23 protein-coding genes are annotated in these 24,042 nt (G+C 74.4%); 15 read left to right on the forward strand and 8 right to left on the reverse strand.

Annotation, left to right across the window (positions count from 1 at the left end):
• Positions 1-119: 119 nt before the first annotated feature.
• The 5 genes from AC6EH9_RS12620 to AC6EH9_RS12640 are packed head-to-tail and all read right to left on the reverse strand — an operon-like array spanning position 120 to position 4,878.
• A complete protein-coding gene (locus AC6EH9_RS12620) occupies positions 120-1,658 on the reverse strand; it encodes a sodium/solute symporter (protein WP_498423582.1) in 1,539 nt (512 codons plus the stop codon).
• Entirely contained in the window at positions 1,655-2,044 is a 390-nt protein-coding gene (locus AC6EH9_RS12625; protein ID WP_498423583.1) for a DUF485 domain-containing protein, read from the reverse strand. The genes AC6EH9_RS12620 and AC6EH9_RS12625 overlap by 4 nt, the downstream gene beginning before the upstream one ends.
• Positions 2,041-2,787, reverse strand: a complete 747-nt coding sequence (locus AC6EH9_RS12630; RefSeq protein WP_498423584.1) for a LytR/AlgR family response regulator transcription factor — start codon at positions 2,785-2,787, stop codon at positions 2,041-2,043. The genes AC6EH9_RS12625 and AC6EH9_RS12630 overlap by 4 nt, the downstream gene beginning before the upstream one ends.
• Positions 2,784-3,941 carry a sensor histidine kinase gene (locus AC6EH9_RS12635; RefSeq protein WP_498423585.1) on the reverse strand — a complete coding sequence of 386 codons (1,158 nt, stop codon included), beginning with the start codon at positions 3,939-3,941 and terminating at the stop codon, positions 2,784-2,786. Before AC6EH9_RS12635 ends, AC6EH9_RS12630 begins: the two co-directional genes overlap by 4 nt.
• Before the next feature lie 4 nt (positions 3,942-3,945).
• Positions 3,946-4,878 (reverse strand): class I SAM-dependent methyltransferase, encoded by a 933-nt coding sequence (locus AC6EH9_RS12640; protein WP_498423586.1) that lies wholly within the window; start codon positions 4,876-4,878, stop codon positions 3,946-3,948.
• 79 nt (positions 4,879-4,957) lie between these two features.
• On the opposite strand from AC6EH9_RS12640, the gene AC6EH9_RS12645 reads away from it, so the two are divergent.
• Positions 4,958-5,692: a Fic family protein gene (locus AC6EH9_RS12645; protein WP_498423587.1), complete on the forward strand. Its 735-nt coding sequence runs from the start codon at positions 4,958-4,960 to the stop codon at positions 5,690-5,692.
• A gap of 243 nt (positions 5,693-5,935) precedes the next feature.
• Here AC6EH9_RS12645 and AC6EH9_RS12650 read toward each other — a convergent pair whose 3' ends face one another.
• On the reverse strand, positions 5,936-6,727 hold the full coding sequence (locus AC6EH9_RS12650; protein WP_498423589.1) for an HAD family hydrolase: 792 nt from the start codon (positions 6,725-6,727) through the stop codon (positions 5,936-5,938).
• A 131-nt stretch (positions 6,728-6,858) separates the two neighbouring features.
• Between AC6EH9_RS12650 and ssd the strand changes: the two genes are divergently transcribed.
• The 7 genes from ssd (at position 6,859) to AC6EH9_RS12685 (ending at position 11,749) form a co-directional block, all read left to right on the forward strand.
• The gene (gene ssd / locus AC6EH9_RS12655) at positions 6,859-7,923 is read left to right on the forward strand and encodes a septum site-determining protein Ssd (RefSeq protein WP_498423590.1); all 1,065 of its coding nucleotides are present in this window, start codon (positions 6,859-6,861) and stop codon (positions 7,921-7,923) included.
• Positions 7,920-9,077 carry a TadA family conjugal transfer-associated ATPase gene (locus AC6EH9_RS12660; RefSeq protein ID WP_498423592.1) on the forward strand — a complete coding sequence of 386 codons (1,158 nt, stop codon included), beginning with the start codon at positions 7,920-7,922 and terminating at the stop codon, positions 9,075-9,077. The genes ssd and AC6EH9_RS12660 overlap by 4 nt, the downstream gene beginning before the upstream one ends.
• On the forward strand, positions 9,074-9,883 hold the full coding sequence (locus AC6EH9_RS12665) for a type II secretion system F family protein (protein WP_498423593.1): 810 nt from the start codon (positions 9,074-9,076) through the stop codon (positions 9,881-9,883). Before AC6EH9_RS12660 ends, AC6EH9_RS12665 begins: the two co-directional genes overlap by 4 nt.
• Positions 9,880-10,620 carry a type II secretion system F family protein gene (locus AC6EH9_RS12670; protein ID WP_498423594.1) on the forward strand — a complete coding sequence of 247 codons (741 nt, stop codon included), beginning with the start codon at positions 9,880-9,882 and terminating at the stop codon, positions 10,618-10,620. The genes AC6EH9_RS12665 and AC6EH9_RS12670 overlap by 4 nt, the downstream gene beginning before the upstream one ends.
• A gap of 144 nt (positions 10,621-10,764) precedes the next feature.
• A complete protein-coding gene (locus AC6EH9_RS12675) occupies positions 10,765-11,004 on the forward strand; it encodes a DUF4244 domain-containing protein (RefSeq protein ID WP_498423595.1) in 240 nt (79 codons plus the stop codon).
• Complete coding sequence (locus AC6EH9_RS12680; protein WP_498423597.1) at positions 11,001-11,363, forward strand: TadE family type IV pilus minor pilin; 363 nt, start codon at positions 11,001-11,003, stop codon at positions 11,361-11,363. The genes AC6EH9_RS12675 and AC6EH9_RS12680 overlap by 4 nt, the downstream gene beginning before the upstream one ends.
• Complete coding sequence (locus tag AC6EH9_RS12685; protein ID WP_498423599.1) at positions 11,360-11,749, forward strand: Rv3654c family TadE-like protein; 390 nt, start codon at positions 11,360-11,362, stop codon at positions 11,747-11,749. The genes AC6EH9_RS12680 and AC6EH9_RS12685 overlap by 4 nt, the downstream gene beginning before the upstream one ends.
• Here AC6EH9_RS12685 and AC6EH9_RS12690 read toward each other — a convergent pair.
• On the reverse strand, positions 11,715-12,065 hold the full coding sequence (locus AC6EH9_RS12690; protein WP_498423601.1) for a hypothetical protein: 351 nt from the start codon (positions 12,063-12,065) through the stop codon (positions 11,715-11,717). The two genes, AC6EH9_RS12685 and AC6EH9_RS12690, sit on opposite strands and share 35 nt — an antisense overlap.
• 9 nt (positions 12,066-12,074) lie before the next feature.
• Entirely contained in the window at positions 12,075-14,399 is a 2,325-nt protein-coding gene (locus tag AC6EH9_RS12695; RefSeq protein ID WP_498423602.1) for a DEAD/DEAH box helicase, read from the reverse strand.
• A 148-nt stretch (positions 14,400-14,547) separates the two neighbouring features.
• On the opposite strand from AC6EH9_RS12695, the gene AC6EH9_RS12700 reads away from it, so the two are divergent.
• From AC6EH9_RS12700 to AC6EH9_RS12730, 7 genes are all read left to right on the forward strand, one after another.
• On the forward strand, positions 14,548-14,883 hold the full coding sequence (locus tag AC6EH9_RS12700) for an STAS domain-containing protein (RefSeq protein ID WP_498423603.1): 336 nt from the start codon (positions 14,548-14,550) through the stop codon (positions 14,881-14,883).
• Positions 14,884-15,073: 190 nt separating this feature from the next.
• Positions 15,074-17,440, forward strand: coding sequence for a sodium-translocating pyrophosphatase (locus AC6EH9_RS12705; RefSeq protein WP_498423605.1), 2,367 nt, complete (start codon positions 15,074-15,076; stop codon positions 17,438-17,440).
• 67 nt (positions 17,441-17,507) lie between these two features.
• Positions 17,508-19,049, forward strand: coding sequence for a DUF7059 domain-containing protein (locus AC6EH9_RS12710; protein ID WP_498423606.1), 1,542 nt, complete (start codon positions 17,508-17,510; stop codon positions 19,047-19,049).
• 117 nt (positions 19,050-19,166) lie between these two features.
• Positions 19,167-21,911 carry a type I DNA topoisomerase gene (topA, locus tag AC6EH9_RS12715; protein WP_498423607.1) on the forward strand — a complete coding sequence of 915 codons (2,745 nt, stop codon included), beginning with the start codon at positions 19,167-19,169 and terminating at the stop codon, positions 21,909-21,911.
• A 26-nt stretch (positions 21,912-21,937) separates the two neighbouring features.
• On the forward strand, positions 21,938-22,681 hold the full coding sequence (gene tmk, locus AC6EH9_RS12720) for a dTMP kinase (protein ID WP_498423609.1): 744 nt from the start codon (positions 21,938-21,940) through the stop codon (positions 22,679-22,681).
• A complete protein-coding gene (locus AC6EH9_RS12725) occupies positions 22,678-23,862 on the forward strand; it encodes a DNA polymerase III subunit delta' (protein ID WP_498423611.1) in 1,185 nt (394 codons plus the stop codon). Before tmk ends, AC6EH9_RS12725 begins: the two co-directional genes overlap by 4 nt.
• On the forward strand, positions 23,859-24,041 hold the full coding sequence (locus tag AC6EH9_RS12730) for a hypothetical protein (RefSeq protein ID WP_498423612.1): 183 nt from the start codon (positions 23,859-23,861) through the stop codon (positions 24,039-24,041). The genes AC6EH9_RS12725 and AC6EH9_RS12730 overlap by 4 nt, the downstream gene beginning before the upstream one ends.
• Position 24,042: the final 1 nt, after the last annotated feature.

A 24,042-nucleotide genomic window follows, 5' to 3' on the forward strand; every position in this document is an offset into this window, starting at 1 on the left:
CGTAGGAGCGGGCGGGGACACCCGGCAGTGGACGGCCCGGACCGTGCGCCCGGCGGGCGGCAGACGTCGCCCAACGGCACGTACGGCGCGACGAGCGGTCGCCCGACGGAGCCCGCCGGTCAGCCGCGGTCGAGGTCGACGGCCTCGGGGGTGTGCAGCCGCACCATGAACCGGCCGGCGTGCTGCGGGACCCGCGCGCGGGTGGCGAGGCTGCCCAGCACCATCGCCAGCAGCGCCGCGGGAACGCTCCAGGCGGCCGGGTGGCCCAGCAGCACCGAGCTCCAGCCGGTGCCGGCAGGCTCCGCGAGGGTGTGGATCACCCCGGCGCCCGCACCGACGCCGCCAACGACGAGCCCGCACACGGCGCCGACGTCGGTGAGCCCGCGCCACCAGATCCCCAGCAGCAGCAGCGGGCAGAACGTCGACGCCGCGACGGCGAAGGCCAGGCCGACGGTCCGGGCGACCCCGACGTCCGGGCTGGCCAGCGCGAGCACCGCCGGCACCAGCACAGCCAGCACCGCCGCGGCCCGGAAGGCGGTGACGCCGGACAGCCGGCGCCCGGCGAAGAGCGTGCCGAGGCGGTGCCCGGTCACGTCCTGGCTGAGCACGCCCGCGACGGCGATCCCCAGCCCCGAGGAGGTGGACAGGAACGCCGCGAACGCGCCGGCGGTGACCAGGCCGGTGAGCACCTCGCCGGCCACGCCGGGGACCATCAGCCGCGGCAGCTCCAGGACCAGCACGTCGGCGTGCCCGGAGGCGGCCAGCTCCGCGGCGTAGACCCGGCCGAGCGCGCCGTACACCGGGGGCAGCAGGTAGAAGAGCCCCAGCAGCACCAGCACCACCAGCGTCGTGCGCCGCGCGGCCCGGCCGTCGGGGTTGGTGTAGAAGCGCACCACCACGTGCGGCAGCCCCATCGTGCCGAGGAAGGTGGCGATGATCAGCGAATAGGTGACGTAGAGCCCCTGGCCGCTGCCGCCGTCGCCGAGCGGCAGCGACCACAGGTCGCTGCCCGGGGGCGTCACCCGGGCGCCCGGGCCGGGGCGGCCGTCGCCGAGCCAGACCGCGACCAGGACGGCGGCGGGGATCAACAGGGCGGTCAGCTTGAGCCAGTACTGGAAGGCCTGCACGAAGGTGATCGAGCGCATCCCGCCGGAGGTGACGTTGATCAGCACCACGACGGCGACGATCAGCGAGCCGGCCCACGGCGGCGCGCCGATGGCGGACTCCAGGGTGAGCCCGGCGCCCTGGAACTGCGGCAGCAGGTAGAGCCAGCCGACGGCCACCACCAGCAGCGAGCAGACGGCCCGGACCCGGCGCGAGCCGAGCCGGGCCTCGGCGAAATCGGGCAGCGTGTAGGCACCCGAGCGGCGCAGCGGTGCGGCCACCAGGGTCAGCAGCACGAGGTAGCCGGCGGTCCAGCCGACCGGGTACCAGAGCATGTCCGCGCCGAAGGTGAGGACGAGGCCGGCGACGCCCAGGAAGGAGGCCGCCGAGAGGTACTCCCCGCCGATGGCCGAGGCGTTCAGGCGCGGGCGCACGGTGCGCGAGGCCACGAAGAAGTCGCTGGTGGTGCGCGAGAACCGCAGCCCCCAGGTGCCGATCGCCAGGGTCGCCAGCGTGACCAGGACGACCGCGACGATGCCCGGCAGCGAGGTCACCGCTCGGCCTCCTCCACCAGCGCGGCGAAGTCACGCTCGTTGGCCTCGGCGCGGCGGACGTAGAGCCAGCCGAGCAGGACCAGGTAGGGGTAGACGAGCACCCCCAGCAGCAGCCAGGGCAGGGGCACCCCGAGCACGTGGTGGGCGGCGAGCCCCGGCAGGAGGTGGAACAGCAGCGGCAGGAGCCCGACGCCGAGACCGAGCGCGGTCAACACGCCCAGGGCCAGGCGCAGCTGCTCGCGCAGCAGCGAGCCCATGTAGACCGCCCCGAGCCGGGTGCCGGCGTCGATCTCGCGGGCCCGGGTGGCCGGCGCCGGGGTACGCCGTCGCGCGGGGCCGGTGACGCGGACCCGGGTGGGCGGGCCGGTGGGCCCCGGCGCGTTCACGTCTCGCGTCCGGCCGGACCGCGGCGCAGCAGCAGCTCGCGCAGCTGGCGGGTGTGGCGACGGCTGACGCCGAGCTCGGAGCCGGCGACGAAGACCGTGCAGCGCCCACCCTCCATCCGGACCTCGCTGATGTGGGCGAGCGCGACGAGCAGCGAGCGGTGGATCCTGACGAAGCCGGCCGAGCCCCACTCCTCCTCCAGCGCCGACAGCGGCGTGCGCAGCAGGTGGGAGCCGCTGGGGGTGTGCAGCCGGGCGTAGTCGCCCTGGGCCTCCACGTGGGTGATCTCCGAGCGACTCAGGAACCGGGTGACGCCGCCACGCTCCACGGGGACCTGGTCGCCGCCCGCCACCGGGGGGCGGACGCCGCCGGCGACGACGCGTCGTACCGCCTCGGCCAGCCGCTCCTCGCGCACCGGCTTGAGCACGTAGTCGACCGCACGCAGCTCGAAGGCCTCCACCGCGTGCTCGTCGTGGGCGGTGACGAAGACGATCGGGGGTGGGCTCTTGAAGCGGGCCAGCACCTGGGCCAGGTCCAGCCCCGAGAGCCCGGGCATCTGCACGTCGAGGAAGACCGCGTCGACCTCGAGGTCCTGCAGCATGCGCAGCGCCTCGGTGGCGGTGTCGGTCGCCAGCACCTCCCGCACCCGCTGGTCGCGCTCGAGGAGGTAGGTGAGCTCGTCGAGGGCCGGGCGCTCGTCGTCGATCAGCAGGACCCTGAGTCGGGGCGGTGCGGTCGTGCTCACGTGTGCACCCCCGGCGCGAACTTGGGGACCCGGACGATGACCTTGGTGCCGGCACCCGGTGCGGTCTCCACGACCAGACCGTAGTCGTCGCCGAACGAGTTGCGCAGCCGCTCGTCCACGTTCCCCAGGCCCACCGAGTCCGGGTGGGACTCGCCGGCCAGCGCGCCGCGTACCCGCTGGGGGTCCTCGCCGGCGCCGTCGTCCTCCACCTCGATGACGCACTCCTGGCCGAGGTCGCGGGCCACGATCGTCACCCGGCCCGACCCCGCCGCGCTGTCGTGGGCGCCGGCCAGCCCGTGCCGCACCGCGTTCTCGACCAGCGGCTGGATGCACAGGAACGGGACGGTGACCCCCAGCACCTCGGGGGCGATCCGCAGGGTCACCTGCAGCCGGTCACCGAAGCGGGCCTGCTCGAGCAGCAGGTACTGCTCGATGGAGCGCAGCTCCTCGGCAAGCGTGGTGAACTCCCCGTGGCGGCGGAACGAGTAGCGGGTGAAGTCCGCGAACTCCAGCAGCAGCTCGCGGGCCCGGTCGGGGTCGGTGCGCACGAACGACGCGATCGCGCCGAGCGAGTTGTAGATGAAGTGCGGGCTGATCTGGGCGCGCAGCGCGCGCACCTCGGCCTCCATCAGACGGGTCCGTGAGGCGTCGAGCTCGGCGAGCTCGAGCTGTCCGGAGACCCAGCCGGCCACCTCGTCGGCGGCCCGCACCAGCCCGCCGGTCGGGTAGGGCGTGAACACCTGCAGGGTGCCGATGATCCGCTCCTCGACGACGAGCGGGCTGACGATGGCGTGGCGCACCGGGCAGCCGGGCTGATCGCAGGCGACCTCGCGCGGATCGGCCACCAGCGTGCCGCCGTGCTCGAGGGCGCGCTCGGTGAGCCCGGAGACCTGGGCGCCGTGGTGGTGGACCCCGACGCCGTCCCAGGCGAGCAGCCGGGTGGTGTCGCTGAGCGCCACGGCGGGCGAGCCGAGCAGCACCCGCAGGTGCCGGATGCTGCGCTCGGCGCTGGAGTCGGTCAGGCCCTCGCGCAGCGCGGGCGAGGCGAGGGAGGCGGTGTGCAGGGTGCGGAACGTCGCGCGGTCGGCCTCCGTGCCCAGGTGGGTCCGGCGGGCCCCGCGGCCGCGCCGCGCGATCTGGCGCCAGACCCCCACCGGGTCACCGGAAGTCGATCAGCAGGACGTCGGTGACCTGGCCCTGGGACTCCACCACGACGCGGATTCCGCCTGTCTCGTCGGGATGGGAGGCCTCCCCGAGGCCGGCGCGCGGCTCGGGGCTTCCCGTCGTGGCCCGTGCGTCGCCCGAGCCGTCGCCGGTGTGCGGAGTCCCGTCCGTGGGCACCGGGTCCGGCTCGTCGGCGGACTCGGCGGACTCGGCGGCGGAGGTCGGCTTTGTGGGGCCGTCGAGCACGGTCGCCCGGTAGCAGCGGCTCAGCCAGGGCAGCTGCATCCCGTCGTTGCCGCGGCCGTAGTCGTCGTAGAGGGCGAGGGCGCGCTCGATCCGCTCGGCGCGGGTCTGCGCGTCGGTGAGGTCGAAGATCTCGGGCAGGCCGGCCAGCAGCGCGGTCAGCCGGGTCCGGTTGACGCTCTCCCAGAAGCGGAAGGTGGTGTCCTCCACGAAGCCGAACAGCCCGGAGCGGACCAGCGCCCGGGTGGGCGCCTCGTCGTCGGGGGCGCTCTGCTCGGGGTCGAGGATCCGGTCGAGCTTGCGCACCCAGGGGATCCGGCGGTCGCGCTGGTTGACGACCAGGGAGAGTCGACCGCCCGGCCGGAGCACCCGGGCGATCTCGCGGAGGTCGGCCGGCAGCCGGTGGACCACGACCACCACGTCGACCGAGGAGTCGGGCAGCGAGAACGACGCCTCCTCGCTGTGACGCACGTCGTGGCCGAGCTCGCTGAGCGTGGTGCACAGGGAGGCGGCGGCCAGCGGGTGGCCGAGCGCGACGACGGTGCGGGCCGCGCCGGGGCGCCGGGGCGCGTCGGTGGTGTCCGGGTCGTCGTCGGTCAGCCACAGCGCCGGGGCGGTGGGGTAGGACGTCGCCTCGGGGAAGTGATCGCGCCCCCGGTTGGTCGGGGCTCCGTGCGTGTCCATCCTCCGCAGGTTACTCCGTGTCGGGCGCGTGCACGGGCGGCGCGCGGCGAGTCGACCTCGGTCAACTAGCCTTCGGCCCATGACTGCCGACCCGCTGGCCGGGCTCACCTCGCTCGAGGGCGTCGCCTCGGCGTACGCCGCGACCCGCGACGGCATCGACGCGATGCTGCGCGACCGGGGCCTGCGGCGCACCACCCCCGAGACCACGGCCGAGTCCCTGCTGCGCGGGGCGCACGCCAGCGCGGTCCTCGAGGGCTCGGCCTCCACCCTCGCCCAGGTGCGCACGGGGGAGGGCGACGCGGTCGCCCAGGACTCGCTGCGCCTCTCCTCCGAGCTGCTCGGCCTGGCCCCGCTGCTGCAGTCCGCCCCGCTGCAGGCGCTCGCCCGGATCCACGCCCTGGCCGCCGCGGCCAGCCTGCCCCACGAGCGCCTCGGGCGGCCCCGCGACGCCGAGGGCGCGGTGCGGCTGCGCGGGGTCGCGGACCTGCTGCTGGCCCCGACCCAGGCGCCCGCGCTGCTGATCGCGGCGGTGGTGCACGCCGACATCGCCACCGGCGCGCCGTTCGCCTCGCACAACGGCATCGTGGCGCGGGCGACCGAGCGGCTGGTGCTGGTGGCGCGCGGCGTCGACGAGAAGTCGCTGGTCGTGCCCGAGGCCGGACACCTCGCCCTGCGCGCGCAGTACGAGTCGAACCTGCGCGGCTTCAGCCAGGGCGGGATGGCAGGGGTGCACTCCTGGCTCCTCTACACCGCCGAGGCGTACGCCGCCGGGGCCGAGGCGAGCCCGCTGCGCCGGGGCACCGAGGAGGGCTGACTCCGCAGCGAGCGGCACCCGCCTCGCGTAGATTCAGGTGCCGCCGCCGACACTCGAGTCCTCGGGTTACCAGGCGTGCATCATCTAATTGCTGCCCCGGGAATATCCCGTGTGGCCAGCGCCCTGAACAAAGGGAGATCGCCGCGTGGGTGCCCGGACTCGGGTGCGCTTTGTGCGGTTGTGCTGCCTTCCGTTCTACGCCGATCAGGGGGGACTATCAAGGCTTGACACGCCGGTGCGGCCTCACGATGCCCGGCGGCGGCTGCTCAGGTAGATCGCGGAGCCGACCGCCACCAGACCCCCCACCGCCAGGGCCGCGAGGGTGGGCTTGGCGGGGGTGGTGAGCCGGGAGCGCAGGGTGACCGGTTTGGTGAAGACCAGCACTGGCCAGCCCCGGGCCGCCGCCACCTTGCGCAGCTCCTTGTCGGGGTTGACCGCGTGCGGGTGGCCGACCGCCTCGAGCATGTGCACGTCGGTGATCGAGTCGGAGTAGGCGAAGCACTCGTCGAGGTCGTAGCCGCGCTGCTCGGCGAGGTCGCGGATCGCGCGGGCCTTCTCCTCGGCGTAGGCGTAGAACGCGATCTCGCCGGTGTAGCGGCCGTCCTCGATCTCCATCCGGGTCGCCACCACGTGGTCGGCCCCCAGCATGGCGCCGATCGGCTCGACCACCTCCGCCCCGGACGCCGAGACGATCACCACGTCGCGACCGGCCAGGTGGTGCTCCTCGATCAGCGAGACGGCCTCGTCGTAGACGATCGGGTCGACGATGTTGTGCAGCGTGTCGGCGACGACCTCGCGGACGGTGGCCACGTCCCAGCCGGCGCACAGCTGGGACATGAACGCGCGCATCTTCTCCATCTGATCGTGGTCGGCACCACCCACCAGGTAGACGAACTGCGCGTAGGCCGAGCGCAGCACGGCGCCCCGCGAGATCAGACCACCTGCCTGGAACGGCTTGCTGAAGGCCAGGGTGCTGGACTTCGCGATGATCGTCTTGTCGAGGTCGAAGAAGGCCGCTGTCGGGCGGTACGCCATGGGGTCAGCATAGGAGGCGCCCGGCAGCGAGCGGGCCAGCCGGCGTCCACAGGCGTCGGAATTCCGGCTGTCGTCCACAGGCTCGGCGTCACGGGGTGCCGATGGGGGCGGGCTTCGGCATCGTCGCAGCCATGACCGCGCCCCTGCTGATCACCGCCGACGACCTCCTGCTCGACGAGCTGCTGCGGCTGGCCGCGGCGGCCGGAACGACGCCCGACGTGGCGCGCGACGCACCGGCGGCGCTGCGCCGATGGGCTGCCGCCCCACTGGTCCTGGTCGGTGCCGACCTGGCCGGCGAGCTGGCGCAGGCGGGGCCCGGACGCCGCGACGGGGTGCATGTGGTGGCGTGGGGCGCCGTCGCCGACGACCTGTTCCGCCAGGCCCTGTCGCTCGGCGCGGAGAACGTCGCGGAGCTGCCGCGCTCGGACGCCTGGGTGGTCGAGGCGCTGACCGACCTGGGCGACGCCGGCGGTGGCCGGGCCAGGGGACTGACCATCGGTGTGCTGGGCGGCAGCGGTGGAGCGGGGGCGACCACCCTGGCGTGCGCGCTGGGGCAGGTGGCCGGGCACGGGGCGGCGTCGGTGGTCATCGACGCCGACCCGTGGGGGCCGGGGGTGGACCGGCTCCTCGGCCTGGAGGACTCCGCGGGTGTGCGGTGGGACGCTCTGCAGCAGACGACCGGTCGGCTCAGCGCACGCTCGCTGCGCGAGGCGCTGCCCCGGCGCGACGGGGTCGGCGCCCTGTCCTGGGGGCCCGGTCCCGCGGGCACCTTGCAGGCGTTCGCGGTCCGGGAGGCGCTCTCGGCCGCTCAGCGCGGCCACGACACCGTGGTGCTCGACCTGCCGCGCACCGGCGACGCGCTCGTCGAGGAGCTGGCCGCGCGCTGCGACCGGCTGCTGGTGGTGTGCGTGGCCACGGTGCCCGCGGTGGCCTCCGCGGCCCGGGTCTGCGCCCGGTTCGAGGACCCGGCCGTGCTGCGCCTGGTGGTCCGCGGTGGCGCCGTCGTCCCGGAGGCGGTGGCTCGGGCGGTGGGGGTGCCGGTGCTCACCGCGATGGCCGACCAGCGGGGTCTGGGCGAGGCCGTCGACCTGGGTCTCGGGCCGGTGCGCTCGCGCCGGGGCCCGCTGGGCCGCGCCGCCGTGCGGGTGCTGGACCAGGTGGCGGCCGAGGTCCGAGACTCCGGGGCCGCGGCGTGAGCGAGTCTCTCCCCCCGGCAGTGCTGGAGGCGGTCCGCGACCGCTTGGCGCGCGAGCCGGGCGAGCTGACCCCGCACCGGGTGGCCGAGGCGCTGCGGGGAACCGGGGTGCCGGTGGGCGACGCCACGGTGCTCGCGGTCCACGAGACGCTGCGCCGTGACGTGGTCGGGGCCGGCCCCCTCGAGCCGCTGCTGCGCCTGTCGGGGGTGACCGACGTCCTGGTCAACGGCCCCGACCAGGTGCTCCTCGACCGCGGCGCGGGGCTGGAGCCGACCGCCGTGCGGTTCACCGACGACGCCGCGGTGCGGCGGCTGGCTCAGCGGCTCGCGGCCGCAGGCGGTCGCCGCCTCGACGACGCCACCCCCTACGTCGATGTGCGACTGCCCGACGGCACCCGCTTCCACGCCGTGCTCGCGCCGGTGGCGCGGCCGGGGACGGTGCTGTCGCTGCGGGTCCCGGGCCGCCAGGCGCTGTCGATGAGCGACCTGCTCGAGGCGGGCACCCTGACGCGGGCCGGGGCGCGGCTGCTGGGCGAGGTGATCGACGCGCGGTTGGCGTTCCTGGTCAGCGGCGGGACCGGGTCGGGCAAGACGACCCTGCTGGCCGCCCTGCTCTCGCTGGTGCCCCCGCACGAGCGGCTGGTGCTGGTCGAGGACGCCAGCGAGCTGCGTCCGGCGCACCCGCACGTGGTCGGGCTGGAGGCCCGACCGGCCAACATCGAGGGGACGGGTGCGATCGACCTGCGCACCCTGGTGCGTCAGGCGCTGCGGATGCGTCCCGACCGGCTGGTGGTCGGCGAGGTCCGCGGTGCCGAGGTCGTCGACCTGCTGGCGGCCCTCAACACCGGGCACGAGGGCGGTTGCGGGACCCTGCACGCCAACTCGGCGGTGGACGTGCCGAGCCGGGTGGAGGCGCTGGCTCTGCCGGCCGGCCTGCCCCGGGCCGCGGCGCACAGCCAGTTCGCCTCCGCCGTCGACGTGGTGCTGCACATGGCGCGCCGTCCCGACGGTCGGCGGGTGCTCAGCCAGGTGGCGGTGCCGGTGCGCGAGGCGGACGGGCTGGTGAGGATGGTGTCGGCCGTCGAGTTCCGCGACGAGCAGGCGGGCGCCGGGGAGGGGGCCGACCTGCTCGCCGCCCGGCTGGGCCGCCGATGACCGCCGCATTGACGGCTGCCGCGTCGCTGCCGGCGCTGATCGCTGCCGGTGCCACCCTGGTCGCGCTGCTGCTGGCGGTGCCGCCTGCCGAGGTGCTGCCGGTCGCCACCGGAGCGCGGGTGGGGCCGCGCACGGTGATCGCGGTCGCCGGAGGGCTCGCCCTGCTGCTCACCACGCTCTCCGCGCGGCTGGTGCTGCTGGCCGTGCTGGCCGGCCTCGTCGGCGCGGCCGCGGCCGCGCTGCTGCACCGCAGGCGGCGACGGCGGGCGGCTGCCGCAGCCGCCGGCCGGGTCCTGGAGACGTGCGAGCTGCTCGCCGCCGAGCTCGCCGCGGGTCGGCCTCCGGGGGCCGCGCTGGACCGGGCGGCGGGGGTCTGGGAGCCGCTCGGTCCGGTGGCGCGGGCCCAGCACCTGGGATCGGACGTCCCGGAGGCGCTCCGGGCCCTGGCGCGCACCCCGGGCTGTGCGGACCTGCGCCACGTGGCCGCGGCCTGGCAGGTCGCGCACCGCACGGGCCAGGGGCTGGCCGGGACCCTCACCGGAGTCGCGCGGGGGCTGCGGGCGGGACAGACGACCCGCCGGGTGGTGGAGGCGGAGCTGGCCTCCGCGCGGGCCACGGCGCGGCTGCTGGCGGGGCTGCCCCTGGTCGCCCTGGCCATGGGCTCGGGCACCGGCGGCAACCCGTGGCAGTTCCTGATCACCCAGCCGCTCGGCCTGGCCTGCCTCACCGGTGGGCTCGGGTTCGGCTTCGCCGGCCTGTGGTGGATCGAGGCGATCGCCGAGGGTGTCGAGTCGGGGGTCGGGTGAGGGCCACGGCGCTGCTCGCCGCGCTCGCCGCGGCCGCCGCGGTGGCGCTGGCCCTTCCGCGTGGCCCGGCGAGCGGTGTCCGGGCGGGCGCCGCGCCCGGGTGGCAGTCCGCGGCGCCGCCCGGGGTGCAGGCGGACGGCGAGCGGCGCCGGCGGTGGCTCTGGGCCCTGCTGGCGGGCCTGGGGGCGGCCGCCTTCGTGCGGGGACCGGCGGGGCCGGTGGTGGGGGTGTTGGTGGCCGGTGGCGTGCAGCTGCTGCTGGCCCGCGCGGAGCCACCCGCCCAGCGGCGGGCGCGGGAGGCGGCGCGCCGTGACCTGGCCTGCCTGGTCGATCTGTTCGCGGCCGCGCTCGCCGTCGGCACCCCCGCGGCCGAGGCCGTCAGCGTGGTCTGTGCCGCTCTGCCCGGCCCGGCGGCCGACCGGCTGCGCGGGGTCCGGGCCCGCCTCGACGTCGGGCTCGACCCCGAGACGGTGTGGGAGGGGCTGGCGGCCGACGCCGTGCTCGGCCCGCTGGGCCGCACGCTGGCGCGCGCCCACGCCACCGGTGCCCCGGTGGTGGGAGCGGTGCAGCGGCTCGCCGACGACCTCGCCACCCTGGCCCGCGCCGAGGTCGAGGACCGGGCCCGGGCGGTCGGGGTCAAGGCCGCGGTGCCGTTGGGACTGTGCCTGCTGCCGGCCTTCCTGCTGCTGGGCATCGTGCCGCTGGTCGCCGGGCTCCTCGGCGGCATCGCGCCCTGAGCGTCGTCGGCCCAGGAACTGTCCACCGGTCGCCGCGCGCGGGCGGTTCTCCACAGCGCGGCGCAGGCCCCGTGCCACCGGCGCCCGGAGGGCGAAGAGTCAGCCTCGCAGGTCGCATCGGGCGGCCGACGGAGTGGAGGAACCATGAGGCGACGAGACGCAGCACCGGACCCGCGCGGACCCGAGGCGGGCCGCGGGCCGAGCCGGGTCCGCTCGAGGCGGACGGCGGCCGAGGACGGGATCACCACGGCCGAGTACGCGGTCGGGACAGCGGCCGGGGCCGGGCTCGCCGGCCTGCTCTACCAGCTGCTCACCGGCGGCTTCGGCGACCGGATGCTCAAGAGCCTGTTCAACCACGTGCTCGGCCTGCTGGGCATCGGGTGAGCCTTCGGCGCAGCCAGCGCGGCGCGGTGACGGCCGAGCTCGCGATGGGGCTGCCCCTGCTCGTCGCGGTCACCGTGGGCCTGGCCTGGCTGCTGGCCGTGGGTGCCGCTCAGATCCGGGTGGTGGACGCCGCGCGGGAGACCGCCCGGGTGGCGGCTCGAGGAGACGTGGACGCCGACGCGGTGGCGCTGGGGCGGCGGGTGGCTCCCGAGGGGGCCCGTGTGCGGGTCTCCCGCGAGGGTGAGCTGGTGCGGGCCACGGCCGAGGGGTGGGTGCGCGGCCCCGGTGGGCTCTTCGACTTCCTGCCGGGGGTGCGGGTCCATGCCGAGGCGGTGGCGAGCGCCGAGGAGCAGCCGTGAGTCGACCGCGCCGGCCGGAGCCGCGGTACGCCGCGCCTCGCCGCGGCGGTGGCGAGGCGGGGGGCGCCACCCTCTTCGCGGTGGCGATGGTGGCGGTGCTGCTCCTCCTCGGCGCGGCGCTCGGCGTGGTGGCGGCGATCGTCACCGCGCACCGCACCGCTCAGGGGGCCGCGGACCTGGCCGCGCTCGCCGGAGCGTCCGCGGTGCAGCGGGGCCGCGACGGGTGCGAGCGGGCGACGACGGTGGCCGAGGCGAACGGCGCGCGGCTCGCCGGGTGTCGCGTCGACGGCGTCGAGGTGTGGGTCGACGTGCGGGTGCGTGGGCCCCGCTGGCTGGGCCAGAGCGGCGACCTCAGTGGCCGGGCGCGGGCGGGTCCTGCTGGGTGAGCGGCGGCTGGGCCGGGGGGTCGCCTGCCGGCGCCTCCGCGGCCGGCGCCGCGGTGGCCGGGCGAGCCCGGCGGGGTCCCCGTGTCTGCCGGCGGGCCACGCGTGCCTCGCGGCGGATCTCCAGCTCGCGCTTGGTGCCGTACTTCAGGATCCCGAACCCCCACAGGATCGCGGCCCCCGCCGCGACGCCGACCAGGAAGATCGACAGGGCGCTGAGGTCGATGCCCAGCAGTTCGGCGCTGCCCTCGCTGATGAAGACCGCCGCGAGCACAGCGAGCGCACCGAGCGCGATGAGGAGGATTCCGAGAGCGACCATCTCCCGAGGCTACTGCGCCAGGAGGACGTCGAGAAGACGCACGGCGCCCTGCTTGTCGAGCGGGTTGTTCTGGTTGCCGCACTTGGGCGACTGGATGCAGGAGGGGCAGCCGTCCTCACAGCGGCAGGCCGCGATCGTCTCGCGGGTGGCGCTCAGCCAGTCCCGGGCGGCGCGGAACCCCCGCTCGGCGAAGCCGGCGCCGCCGGGATGGCCGTCGTAGACGAAGACGGTCAGCTGGCCGGTGTCGGGGTGCAGCGCGGTGGAGACGCCGCCGATGTCCCAGCGGTCGCAGGTGGCGAACAGGGGCAGCAGGCCGATCGAGCAGTGCTCGGCCGCGTGCGCGGCTCCGGGCAGGTCCTGGGCGGCCAGTCCCGCCTCCTCCAGCGCGTGGGCCGGCACGGTCCACCACACGGCGCTGGTGCGCAGGGTCCGCGCCGGGAGGTCCAGCGGCTCCTCGCCGAGCACCTCTCCACCGGGCTGGCGCCGCCGCAGGAACGCGACGACCTGGTGGGAGACGTCCACCTCGCCCAGCGCCAGCCGGCAGTCGCCCCAGCGGCGGTGCTCGCGCTCGGCGACCACGGTGATGTCGGTGAGCTCGCGTGCGGTGGTCGAGTAGTCGACGAACGTGGGCTCGATGACCGCGACGTGCTCGTCGAGGTCCAGGGAGGTGACCAGCCAGGTCTCGCCGCGGTGCACGTAGACGGCTCCCTGGTGCGCGGTGGCGTGGGCGCTGGAAGCGTCGACCGTGCCCACCACCCGGCCGGTGGCCGCCTCGACGAGCGAGACCGGCGAGCCGCCGCTGGAGCGGATGTCGGCGAGGTCGCTGGCCCGCCGGCGATCGGCCCAGAACCAGCCCCGCGGGCGCCGACGCAGCAGCCCCAGCTCGGTCAGCTGGTCGGTGATCGCCGCCGCGGTCGGGCCGAAGAGCTCGAGGTCGGCCGGCGTCAGCGGCGACTCGTCGGCGGCTGCGCACAGGTGGGGCGCGAGCACGTAGTGGTTGGTCGGGTCGAAGACCGAGGCCTCGACCGGCTGGCCGACCAGGGCCTCGGGATGGGTGACCAGGTAGGTGTCGAGCGGGTCGTCGCGCGCCACCAGGATCGCCAGCGCGTCCCGGGCCCCCCGCCCGGCCCGCCCGACCTGCTGCCACAGCGCCGCCCGGGTGCCGGGGAACCCCGCCATCACCACCGCGTCCAGACCGCTGATGTCGATGCCCAGCTCCAGGGCGTTGGTCGCGGCGAGGCCGAGCAGCTCGCCGTTGCGCAGCGCCTCCTCCAGCGCCCGACGCTCCTCGGGCAGGTAGCCGCCGCGGTAGGCGGCCACCCGCCGGGGCAGGGACGGGTCCACCTCGGCGAGCAGCTCGGCAGTGGTCAGCGCGACCTGCTCCACCCCGCGCCGCGAGCGCACGAATGCCAGGGTGCGGACGCCGCCGCTGACCAGGTCCGCGAGCAGGTGGGCGGTCTCGGTGGAGGCGGCGCGGCGTACCGGCGCGCCGTTCTCGCCGCCGTGGTTGACGAACGGCGGCTCCCACAGCGCCAGCGCCACCTGGCCGCGCGGCGAGGCGTCGTCGGTCACCGCCCGCACGTCCAGGCCGGTGAGCCGCTGGGCCGACACCGCGGGCTCCGCCACCGTGGCCGAGGCCAGGACGAACGTCGGGGACGCGCCGTACAGGGCGCAGATCCGCCGCAGCCGGCGCAGCACCTGGGCCACGTGGGCGCCGAAGACCCCGCGGTAGTGGTGGCACTCGTCGACCACGACGTACTGCAGCGACCCCAGGAACGAGGCCCACCGAGCGTGCCCGGGCAGCAGCGAGCGGTGCAGCATGTCGGGGTTGGTCAGCACGTACTCCGCGTGGTCGCGCGTCCAGTCGCGCATCTCCCGGCTGGAGTCGCCGTCGTGGGTGGAGACCCGCACGTCGAGGCCGAGCGAGGTGATCGCGCTGAGCTGGTCCTGCGCCAGCGCCTTGGTCGGGGCCAGGTACAGCGTGGTGGCCGCGCGCCGGCGGCGCTCGCCGCGAGCGCGGCGGATCGAGGCCAGCGCCGGCAGCTGGTAGGCCAGCGACTTGCCCGAGGCGGTGCCGGTGGCCAGCACGACGTGCTCGCCGGCGTGCGCGGACTCGGCCGCCTCGACCTGGTGCAACCAGGGCTCCCTCACGCCGCGGGCGACGTACGCCTCCCGCACGTCGTCGGGGACCCACTGCGGCCAGGCGGCGTGCCGGGCGGTGCGCGGCGCGAGCACCTCCAGGTGGGTGAGTCGTTCGTCACGTCCCGGCGCGGCGATCAGCCGGTCCACCAGCGAGGCGGCCCTCGACGGCGTGGAACGGGTCGCGGATGACATCGGGCCAGTGTCGCAAACGCCGCCGACAATCGCCGTTGTGTGGAGGTGTTCATGCACTTCGGGGAAGACCGTGGTTTGATAACGCTGGCAAAGATCGGGGGAGGTGCCTGCCGATGCCGGAACCGCAGAACGTGCCCGAGGAGCGAAAGTGGACCTGACTCTTGCGACACGCGAGATCGATGGCAAGACCATCGTCGCGGTCGGGGGCGAGATCGATGTCTACACCGCGCCCAAGCTCCGTGACCGCATCACGGAGCTGGTCGGGGACGGCGTCTATCACCTCGTGATCGACATGGAGGCCGTGGAGTTCCTGGACTCCACCGGCCTCGGCGTCCTGGTCGGCGGCCTGAAGAAGGTGCGGGCCCACGACGGCTCGCTGGAGCTGATCTGCAACCAGGAGCGGCTGCTGAAGATCTTCCGGATCACCGGTCTGGCGAAGGTCTTCACGATCCACGCGTCCGCCGACGCCATCGTCGCCGGCTGACCCCACCCCCTCCGCGCGCCCGCCCGTCCCCGGGTGCGGCGCGCCTTGGCGAGCCCGCGGAACCCTGTGTGTGCAGGGCCCTGGCCCCCTGGCCGGCCGCTGCGATCGACGCCCGGCTCTGGCGCAGTGCGCCCAACTGCGCCAGACTCCGGCTCAGCAGTGAGACCCGCGTCACATCAGGGAGTCGCGCATGAGCCTGTCCGCAGCCGTCGTTGTGTCCTCAGCCCCGCCCCAGAGCGTCGAGGTCTCCGGGGGGAACCTGGTCCTGGTGGCGGTGGTGGCCGTGATCGCGCTGGCCGCGCTGGCACTGGCGATGATGTTCCGCCGCGAGGTGCTGGCCGCGCCGGAGGGCACCGCGCGGATGCGCGAGATCGCGGTGGCGGTCCAGGAGGGGGCCAACGCCTACCTCGCTCGCCAGTTCCGCACCCTCGCGGTCTTCGCGGCGATCGCCTTCTTCGTCCTGCTGGCCCTGCCCGCCGACGACCTGACGGTCCGGGTGTTCCGCTCGATCTTCTTCCTGGTCGGCGCCGGGTTCTCCGCCGCGATCGGCTTCCTGGGCATGTCCCTGGCGACCCGGGCCAACCTGCGTGTCGCCCACGCCGCCAACACCACCGGCCGCGACCCCGCGATGAACGTCGCCTTCCGCACCGGCGCCACGGTCGGCATGGCCACGGTCGGGCTCGGCCTGCTGGGCGCGAGCGTGGTGGTCATCGCCTTCCAGGACAAGGCCGCCCACGTGCTCGAGGGCTTCGGCTTCGGCGCGGCGCTGCTCGCGATGTTCATGCGCGTCGGCGGCGGCATCTTCACCAAGGCCGCCGACGTCGGCGCGGACCTCGTCGGCAAGGTCGAGCAGAACATCCCCGAGGACGACCCCCGCAACGCCGCCACCATCGCCGACAACGTGGGGGACAACGTCGGCGACTGCGCCGGGATGGCGGCCGACCTCTTCGAGTCGTACGCCGTCACGCTGGTCGCCGCGCTGATCCTCGGCGCCGCGGCGTTCGGCGACAAGGGGCTGGTCTTCCCGCTCCTGGTGCCGGCCATCGGCGCATTGACCGCGGTGATGGGCGTGTTCCTGACCAAGTCCCGCCCCGGCGAGGGCGCGCTGACCGCGATCAACCGCTCCTTCGTCATCTCCTCGGCGGTCGCCGCGCTGGCCTGCGTGGTGCTCGCCTTCGTCTACCTGCCCGGCGACTTCGCCGACCTGAGCGGCCGCGACCCGAACAACCCGATCGACTCGCTGGCGGGCGGCGCCCAGCCCGAGGGCAGCCCGGCGCTCATCGCCGCGGTGGCGGTGGTGATCGGGATCGTGCTCGCCGCGGTGATCCTGGGCCTCACCGGCTACTTCACCAGCACCCACACGCGCCCGGTCCGCGACATCGGGCGGACCTCGCTGACCGGTGCCGCCACCGTGATCCTGGCCGGCCTCTCGGTCGGCTTCGAGTCGGCCGTCTACACCACCCTGGTCATCGGCTCCGCCGTCTTCGGGGCGTTCCTGCTGGGCTCCGGGTCGCTGTCCATCTCGTTGTTCGCCGTCGCGCTGGCCGGCTGCGGACTGCTGACCACCGTCGGGGTGATCGTGGCGATGGACACCTTCGGGCCCGTCGCCGACAACGCTCAGGGCATCGCGGAGATGTCGGGGGAGGTCAGCGAGGAGGGGGCCAGGATCCTCAACGAGCTCGACGCCGTCGGCAACACCACGAAGGCGGTCACCAAGGGCATCGCGATCGCCACCGCGGTGCTCGCCGCCAGCGCGCTGTTCGGGTCCTACATCGGCTCGGTGTTGGACGCGGTCGCGGACGTGTCCCTGGTGGAGGCGGACCTCAGCGCGCTGACGTTCTTCGTGTTCAGCCCCGACATCCTGGTCGGCCTGCTGATCGGCGTGTCGGTCGTCTTCCTGTTCTCGGGGCTGGCGATCAACGCGGTGGGCCGGGCCGCCGGCGCGGTCGTCTACGAGGTCCGCCGCCAGTTCCGCGAGCACCCCGGGATCATGGAGGGCACCACGCGCCCGGAGTACGGGCGGGTCGTCGACATCGTCACCCGCGACTCGCTGCGCGAGCTGTCCACCCCCGGCATCCTGGCGATCCTCTCGCCGGTGGCGGTGGGCTTCGGGCTCGGCGTCGGTCCGCTGGCCGGGTTCCTGGCCGGCGCCATCGGCGCCGGCGCGCTGATGGCCGTCTTCCTCGCCAACTCCGGTGGGGCCTGGGACAACGCCAAGAAGCTCGTCGAGGACGGCCACCACGGCGGCAAGGGCTCCGACGCGCACGCGGCCACGGTCATCGGCGACACGGTCGGTGACCCCTTCAAGGACACCGCCGGCCCGGCCATCAACCCGCTGCTGAAGGTGATGAACCTGGTCTCCCTGCTGATCGTGGGGGCGGTGGTGAGCCTCACCCTCGGCGAGGACGCCAACCGTCCGCTGTCGGTGGTCATCGCCCTGGCGGCCACCGTGCTCATCGCCGGCTCCGTGTACATGTCCAAGCGCCGCTCGATCGCGGTGGACCAGGAGGCGCCGACCGCGGCCGAGTCCGGCGCGGCCCGTCCACCCCAGATCTGAGTCGCCCGCCCGGGCCCGGGTCCCCGGCGGGGGGAGGGGGCTCGGGCGGCTGACCTAGAGTCGTGCGGTGACCACCGCCGACCTTGCCAGCCGCCTGCGCGCCGCCCTCGACGAGGCGGACTTCACCTACGACGCGGTCGCCGACCTGCTCGGAGACCAGGCACACGCGGCGCTCGCCCGCAACGAGACCACCCCCGGCCTGCGCCGGACCACGGGCGGCTCCGCGCTGGAGACCCTGACCCGCCTGTTCCTGTTGCAGAGGCCGGTGCCGCGCGCCGCCGCCGAGCAGGCGCTGCCGGGGCTGCTCGACCGGATGGCCGCCCAGGGCCTGCTCGAGCAGAGCGTCGGCGAGGTCGCGGCCCGCCTGGACATCCGCCCCTACGCCGCGCCGGACGCGCGCGGCGACCACGACTTCTGGGTGGTCAGCGACCTGACCCCCGGCCTGGACGGCCGGCCCAACCGGGTCGGAGCCGACCACGTGCTCGGCATCAGCTCCGCGTCCACGTCGCTGGCCCAGCTCACCCGGCGCGAGCCGGTGGGTCGTGCGCTCGACCTGGGCACCGGCTGCGGCGTGCAGGCCCTGCACCTGGCCACCCACAGCGCCCAGGTGGTGGCCACCGACGTCAACACCCGGGCGTTGTGGATGGCCCGGTTCAACGCCGCGCTCAACGACCTGCCCGGGATCGAGGTGCGCGAGGGCTCGTTCTTCGAGCCGGTGCGCGGTGAGGGCTTCGACCTGATCGCCACCAACCCGCCGTTCGTGATCTCGCCGGCGACCGGTGAGCGGCTGGTCTACCGCGACTCCGGGCTGCCCGGGGACCGGGTGGTCGAGGACATCGTCCGCGCCGCCCCCGCGCACCTGAACCCCGGCGGCTGGTGCCAGGTGCTGGCCAACTGGGTGATCGTCGAGGGCGCCGGCTGGGACGAGCGGCTGGCGGGGTGGCTGGACCCCGGCTGCGACGCGTTCGTGGTCCAGCGCGAGGTCGTCGACCCGGCGTCGTACGTCGAGCTGTGGCTCAAGGACGCCGGCGTGCAGGGCACCGAGGACTACCTGCGCCGCTACGACACCTGGCTGTCGTGGTTCGAGGAGCAGCGCATCGAGGCGGTCGGGTTCGGCTGGGTCAACCTGCGCCGGCGCGCCGAGGGCACCGGCAACGTCCGCCTGGAGGAGTGGCCCTACGAGGTGGAGCAGCCGGTCGCCCCCGTCTTCGGCCAGTGGGCCGACGCGGTCGAGTCGCTGGCCGGCATCCCCGACCTGGCGTCGGCCCGGCTCGTCGCCCGCTCCGACGTGCAGCAGGAGACGCTGGGGGCGCCCGGTGCGGCGGACCCCCAGACGGTGGTGCTGCGTCAGCAGCGCGGCCTGCGCCGGGCCAGGCGGGCCGACACCGTGGAGGCCGCGCTCGTCGGCGCCTGTGACGGCGAGCTGAGCATCGGCCAGATCCTCGACGCGCTCGCGCAGATCCTGGAGCTCGACCCGGCCGAGCTGCGCGCCACCCACCTGCCGCTGGTGCGCGAGCTGGTCGTGGAGGGGTTCCTCTCGCCGCGCCCGGAGTCCTCGGGCGGCCCGTCGGCGCCGGGAGCCCCCGGGCGCCGCCGTCACCGAGGCTGATTGACCGCCCAGGAACACCCGGAGCGACGGGGTGCTCGGCGGCACGCGCTACCGTAATCGGCCGTGAGCCCCGTCTGATCTCCCGACGGGGGCACCCAGAGGCAGGAAGTAGGTCCCGTGGCACACAAGCTGGTGATCGTCGAGTCGCCCACGAAGGCCCAGAAGATCGGTGGGTACCTCGGCAAGGGCTACGTCGTCGAGTCCTCCATCGGCCACATCCGCGACCTCCCGAGCAGTGCGGCGGACACGCCGGCGAAGGTCAAGGACAAGCCGTGGGGTCGTCTCGCCGTCGACGTCGACAACGACTTCGAGCCCTACTACGTCGTGCCTCGGGACAAGAAGGCGCACATCACCAAGCTGAAGAACCTGCTCAAGGACGCCGACGAGCTCTTCCTGGCCACCGATGAGGACCGCGAGGGCGAGGCGATCGCCTGGCACCTCCTCGACGAGCTGAAGCCGAAGAACATCCCGGTCAAGCGGATGGTCTTCCACGAGATCACCAAGCCGGCCATCCTCGCCGCGGCGGAGAACCCGCGCGAGCTCGACATGGACCTCGTCGAGGCCCAGGAGGCGCGCCGCATCCTGGACCGCCTGTACGGCTACGAGATCTCGCCGGTGCTGTGGAAGAAGGTGATGTCGGGGCTCTCGGCCGGACGCGTGCAGTCGGTCGCGACCCGTCTGGTCGTCGACAAGGAGCGCGAGCGGATGCGCTTCCGCGTCGCCTCCTACTGGGACCTCGAGGGCACCTTCGACGCCGGCAGCAAGCACGAGCAGCGGATGTTCCCCGCCAAGCTGTACTCCGTCGACGGCGCCCGGGTCGCCCGCGGCTCCGACTTCGGCCCCGACGGCCTGCTCAAGGCCTCCAGCGACGGCAAGGTCGTCCACCTCGACCGCCCGCGGGCCGAGGCGCTGGCCTCGGCGCTGCAGGACGCCACCTACGCCGTGCGCTCGGTGGAGTCCAAGCCCTACAAGCGCTCGCCGTACGCGCCGTTCCGCACCACCACCCTCCAGCAGGAGGCCAGCCGCAAGCTCGGGATGAGCTCGTCGGTGACCATGTCGGTCGCCCAGCGGCTGTACGAGAACGGCTTCATCACCTACATGCGTACCGACTCGACCACGATCTCGGAGGCCGCCGTCGGGGCCGCCCGCGAGCAGGTCCGCGAGCTGTACGGCGCGGAGTACCTGCCCGACGCGCCGCGCACCTACGCCTCCAAGGTCAAGAACGCCCAGGAGGCGCACGAGGCGATCCGGCCCTCGGGCGACACCTTCCGCACCCCGGCCCAGACGGGCCTGCGCGGCGAGCAGTTCCGCCTCTACGAGCTGATCTGGATGCGCACCGTCGCCTCCCAGATGAAGGACGCGGTGGGCAGCACGCTGACCATCCGCCTCGGCGGCACCGCCAGCACCGGCGAGGACGTGGTGTTCTCCGCCAGCGGGCGCACGATCACCTTCCACGGGTTCCTCAAGGCCTACGTCGAGGGCACCGACGACGCGGCCGCCTCGCGTGACGACCAGGAGGCCCGGCTGCCGAACCTGGTCGAGGGCGAGCCGGTCTCCGCGGCGTCGGTCAGCGCCAGCGGCCACGAGACCAAGCCCCCCGCGCGCTACACCGAGGCCACGCTGGTCAAGGAGCTGGAGGAGCGCGAGATCGGCCGGCCCTCGACGTACGCCTCGATCATCGGCACGATCCTGAACCGCGGCTACGTCTACAAGAAGGGGACCGCGCTGGTCCCGGCCTGGCTGGCCTTCTCGGTGACCCGGCTGCTGGAGGAGCACTTCCCCCGCCAGGTCTCCTACGAGTTCACCGCCACCATGGAGGACGTCCTCGACGAGATCGCCGCGGGCCGCAAGGACCGGGTCACCGAGCTCGGCGAGTTCTACCACGGCTCCGACGACGTGGCCGGCCTGAAGCGGCTGGTCAACGAGCTCGGGGACATCGACGCCAAGGAGCTGGCGACCTTCCCGGTCCCCGGCCCCGGCGGCGAGGAGGACACCGGCATCCACCTGCGGGTCGGGCGCTACGGCCCCTACCTGGAGGGCCCCGACGAGGACGGCACGCCGTTCGCCGTGCGCGCCAACGTCCCCGACGACCTGCCCCCCGACGAGCTGACGCTGGAGAAGGCCCGCGAGCTGCTGGCCAACCCCGCCGGCGAGGAGATCGAGCTCGGCCGGCACCCCGAGACGGGCCTGGTGGTCGTCGCGAAGAACGGCCGCTTCGGGCCCTACGTCACCGAGCTGCTGCCCGAGGACGCCCCCAAGTCGGCCAAGCCGCGCACCGGCTCGCTGTTCAAGACGATGTCGCTGGACACCGTCACCCTCGACGACGCGGTCAAGCTGCTCTCCCTGCCCCGGGTGGTCGGCACCGACGCCGAGGGCGTCGAGATCACCGCCCAGAACGGGCGCTACGGGCCCTACCTGAAGAAGGGCACCGACTCGCGCTCGCTGGCCAGCGAGGACCAGCTGTTCACGATCACCCTCGACGAGGCCCTGGCGATCTACGCCCAGCCCAAGCAGCGCGGCCGCGCCGCCGCCGCGCCGCCGCTCAAGGAGCTCGGGGAGGACCCCGTCTCCAAGCAGCCGATCGTGGTCAAGGCGGGCCGGTTCGGTGAGTACGTCACCGACGGCGAGTACAACGCCACCCTGCGCAAGGACGACACGATCGAGGAGCTGACCCTCGAGCGGGCCGCCGAGCTGCTCGCGGAGCGACGGGCCAAGGGGCCGGCGAAGAAGTCGGCCAAGAAGACCACGGCGAAGAAGAGCACCGCCAAGAAGAGCACGGCGAAGAAGGCCACCGCGAAGAAGAGCACCGCCAAGAAGAGCACCACGAAGACGGCCAAGAAGACCACCGTCAAGAAGTCCTGACCCCGGGCCGCGCGGCCCGGGTGTCGGTGCCGTCTCGTAGCGTCGGTCCCGACAGCGCGCGGGCCGGCACCGCGGCACCGACATCGAGAGGCACTCCGCTGAGCGAGCACAGCACCACGACGGGGCGCTACGCGGCGTCCGGCGTCTTCGTCTGCTTCGAGGGGGGCGACGGCGCGGGCAAGTCCACCCAGTCGCGCGCCCTCGGGCAGTGGCTGGGCGCCGAGGGCTTCGACGTCGTGCTCACGTTCGAGCCCGGTGACACCGAGGTGGGGCGCCGGCTGCGCGAGATCGTGCTCGACCCGGCGACCGGCCACCTCTGCGACCGCACCGAGGCGCTCCTCTACGCCGCGGACAAGGCCGAGCACGTCGACTCCGTCGTGCAGCCGGCGCTCGACGCCGGCCGGGTCGTGATCACCGACCGCTACGTCGACTCGACGCTGGCCTACCAGGGCGCCGGCCGCTCCCTGGACGTGCGCGAGGTGGAGCGCGTGGCGCGCTGGGCGACCGGCGACCTGCGCCCGCACCTGACCGTGGTGCTCGACCTGCGGCCCGAGCAGGGCCTGGGACGCTTCGAGGGCCGCGACCGGATCGAGGGGCAGTCGTTGGAGTTCCACCGTCGGGTGCGCGAGGCGTTCCTGGCGATGGCCGCGGCCGACCCCGAGCACTACCTGGTCGTGGACGCCCGGCAGCCGCGCGAGCAGATCGAGGCGCTGGTCCGGGATCGGGTGCGGCCCCTGCTCGCCCTCGCCGCCCGTGAGGCGGAGCGGTGAGTCAGCCGGGAGGCGTCGCCCTGCCCGCCGCCGGCACCGTGTGGGACGGCCTGGTCGGGCAGCGTGCGGTCGTCGACGCGCTGCAGCCGGCCGTGGCCGGTCAGGGGATGACCCACGCGTGGCTCTTCACCGGTCCACCCGGCTCGGGGCGCTCCAACGCAGCGCTCGCCTTCGCCGCGGCCCTGCAGTGCGAGGCGGGCGGCTGCGGACACTGCCACGCCTGTCGCACGACGCTGGCCGGCTCCCACGCCGACGTGGGCGTGGTGCGCACCGACAAGCTCTCGATCGGCGTCGACGAGATCCGCGACCTGGTCCGCAGCAGCGCGCTCGCACCGGTGGGTCGGCGCTGGCAGATCCTGATCGTCGAGGATGCCGACCGGCTCACCGAGCGCGCCTGCAACGCCCTGCTCAAGGCCATCGAGGAGCCCACCGAGCGCACGGTGTGGATGCTGTGCGCGCCCACCGTGGAGGACCTCCTGCCGACGATCCGCTCGCGCTGCCGGCTGGTCACGCTGAGCACCCCCACGGCCGAGGCGGTGGCCGGGTTCCTGGTCCGCACCGAGGGCGTCCACGAGGGCATCGCCGCGTACGCCGCCCGCGCCAGCCAGGGACACATCGGCCGGGCCCGGGCGCTGGCCCGCGACGAGGCGACCCGCAACCGGCGCCGCGAGATCGTGGGCATCCCGACCCGGCTGACCACGCTCGGCGCGTGCATGACCGCGGCCGCCAACCTGCACGACGTGGCCAAGGAGGAGGCCGAGGTCATCACCAGCGAGCTCGACGCCCGTGAGCGCGCCGACCTTGACAGCTCCTACGGCGTGGTGGAGCGCGGTCGCCGCCCCCGCGAGTACGCCCCCGCTCTCAGCCAGCTGGAGAAGGCCCAGAAGACCCGCGCCAAGCGGCGGGTCCTGGACGTGGTCGACCGGGGCCTGATGGACCTCGCGTCGGTCTACCGCGACGCTCTCGCGCTGGCCACCGGGGCGCCGGGGACGCTGGTCAACGAGGAGCTGCGCACCGAGATCGAGCAGATCGTCCGCTCCTCGACCCCCGAGCTCAACCTGCGTCGCATCGATGCGATCTTCGAGGCCCGACGCCAGATGCTCGAGTTCAACGTGCCTGTCATGCTGTCGCTGGAGTCGATGATGGTCGCCCTGAAGGTCCCGGAGAGGAGTCGCGCATGAATCGGAAATACCTTGCCGTGGCAGGTGTGGTGGTCGGAATCCTGCTCGTGCTGGGCATCATGTTGATCATCGGCGTCGTCCGTGACGACGAGACCGACATGGAGGACCAGCCCGTGAACCAGAACACCGAGTCGACGCAGCTGGTGCCGGGCGACTCGCTCACGCTCGACGCGGCCTGAG

The organism is Nocardioides sp. Z21_20 (assembly GCF_059766585.1).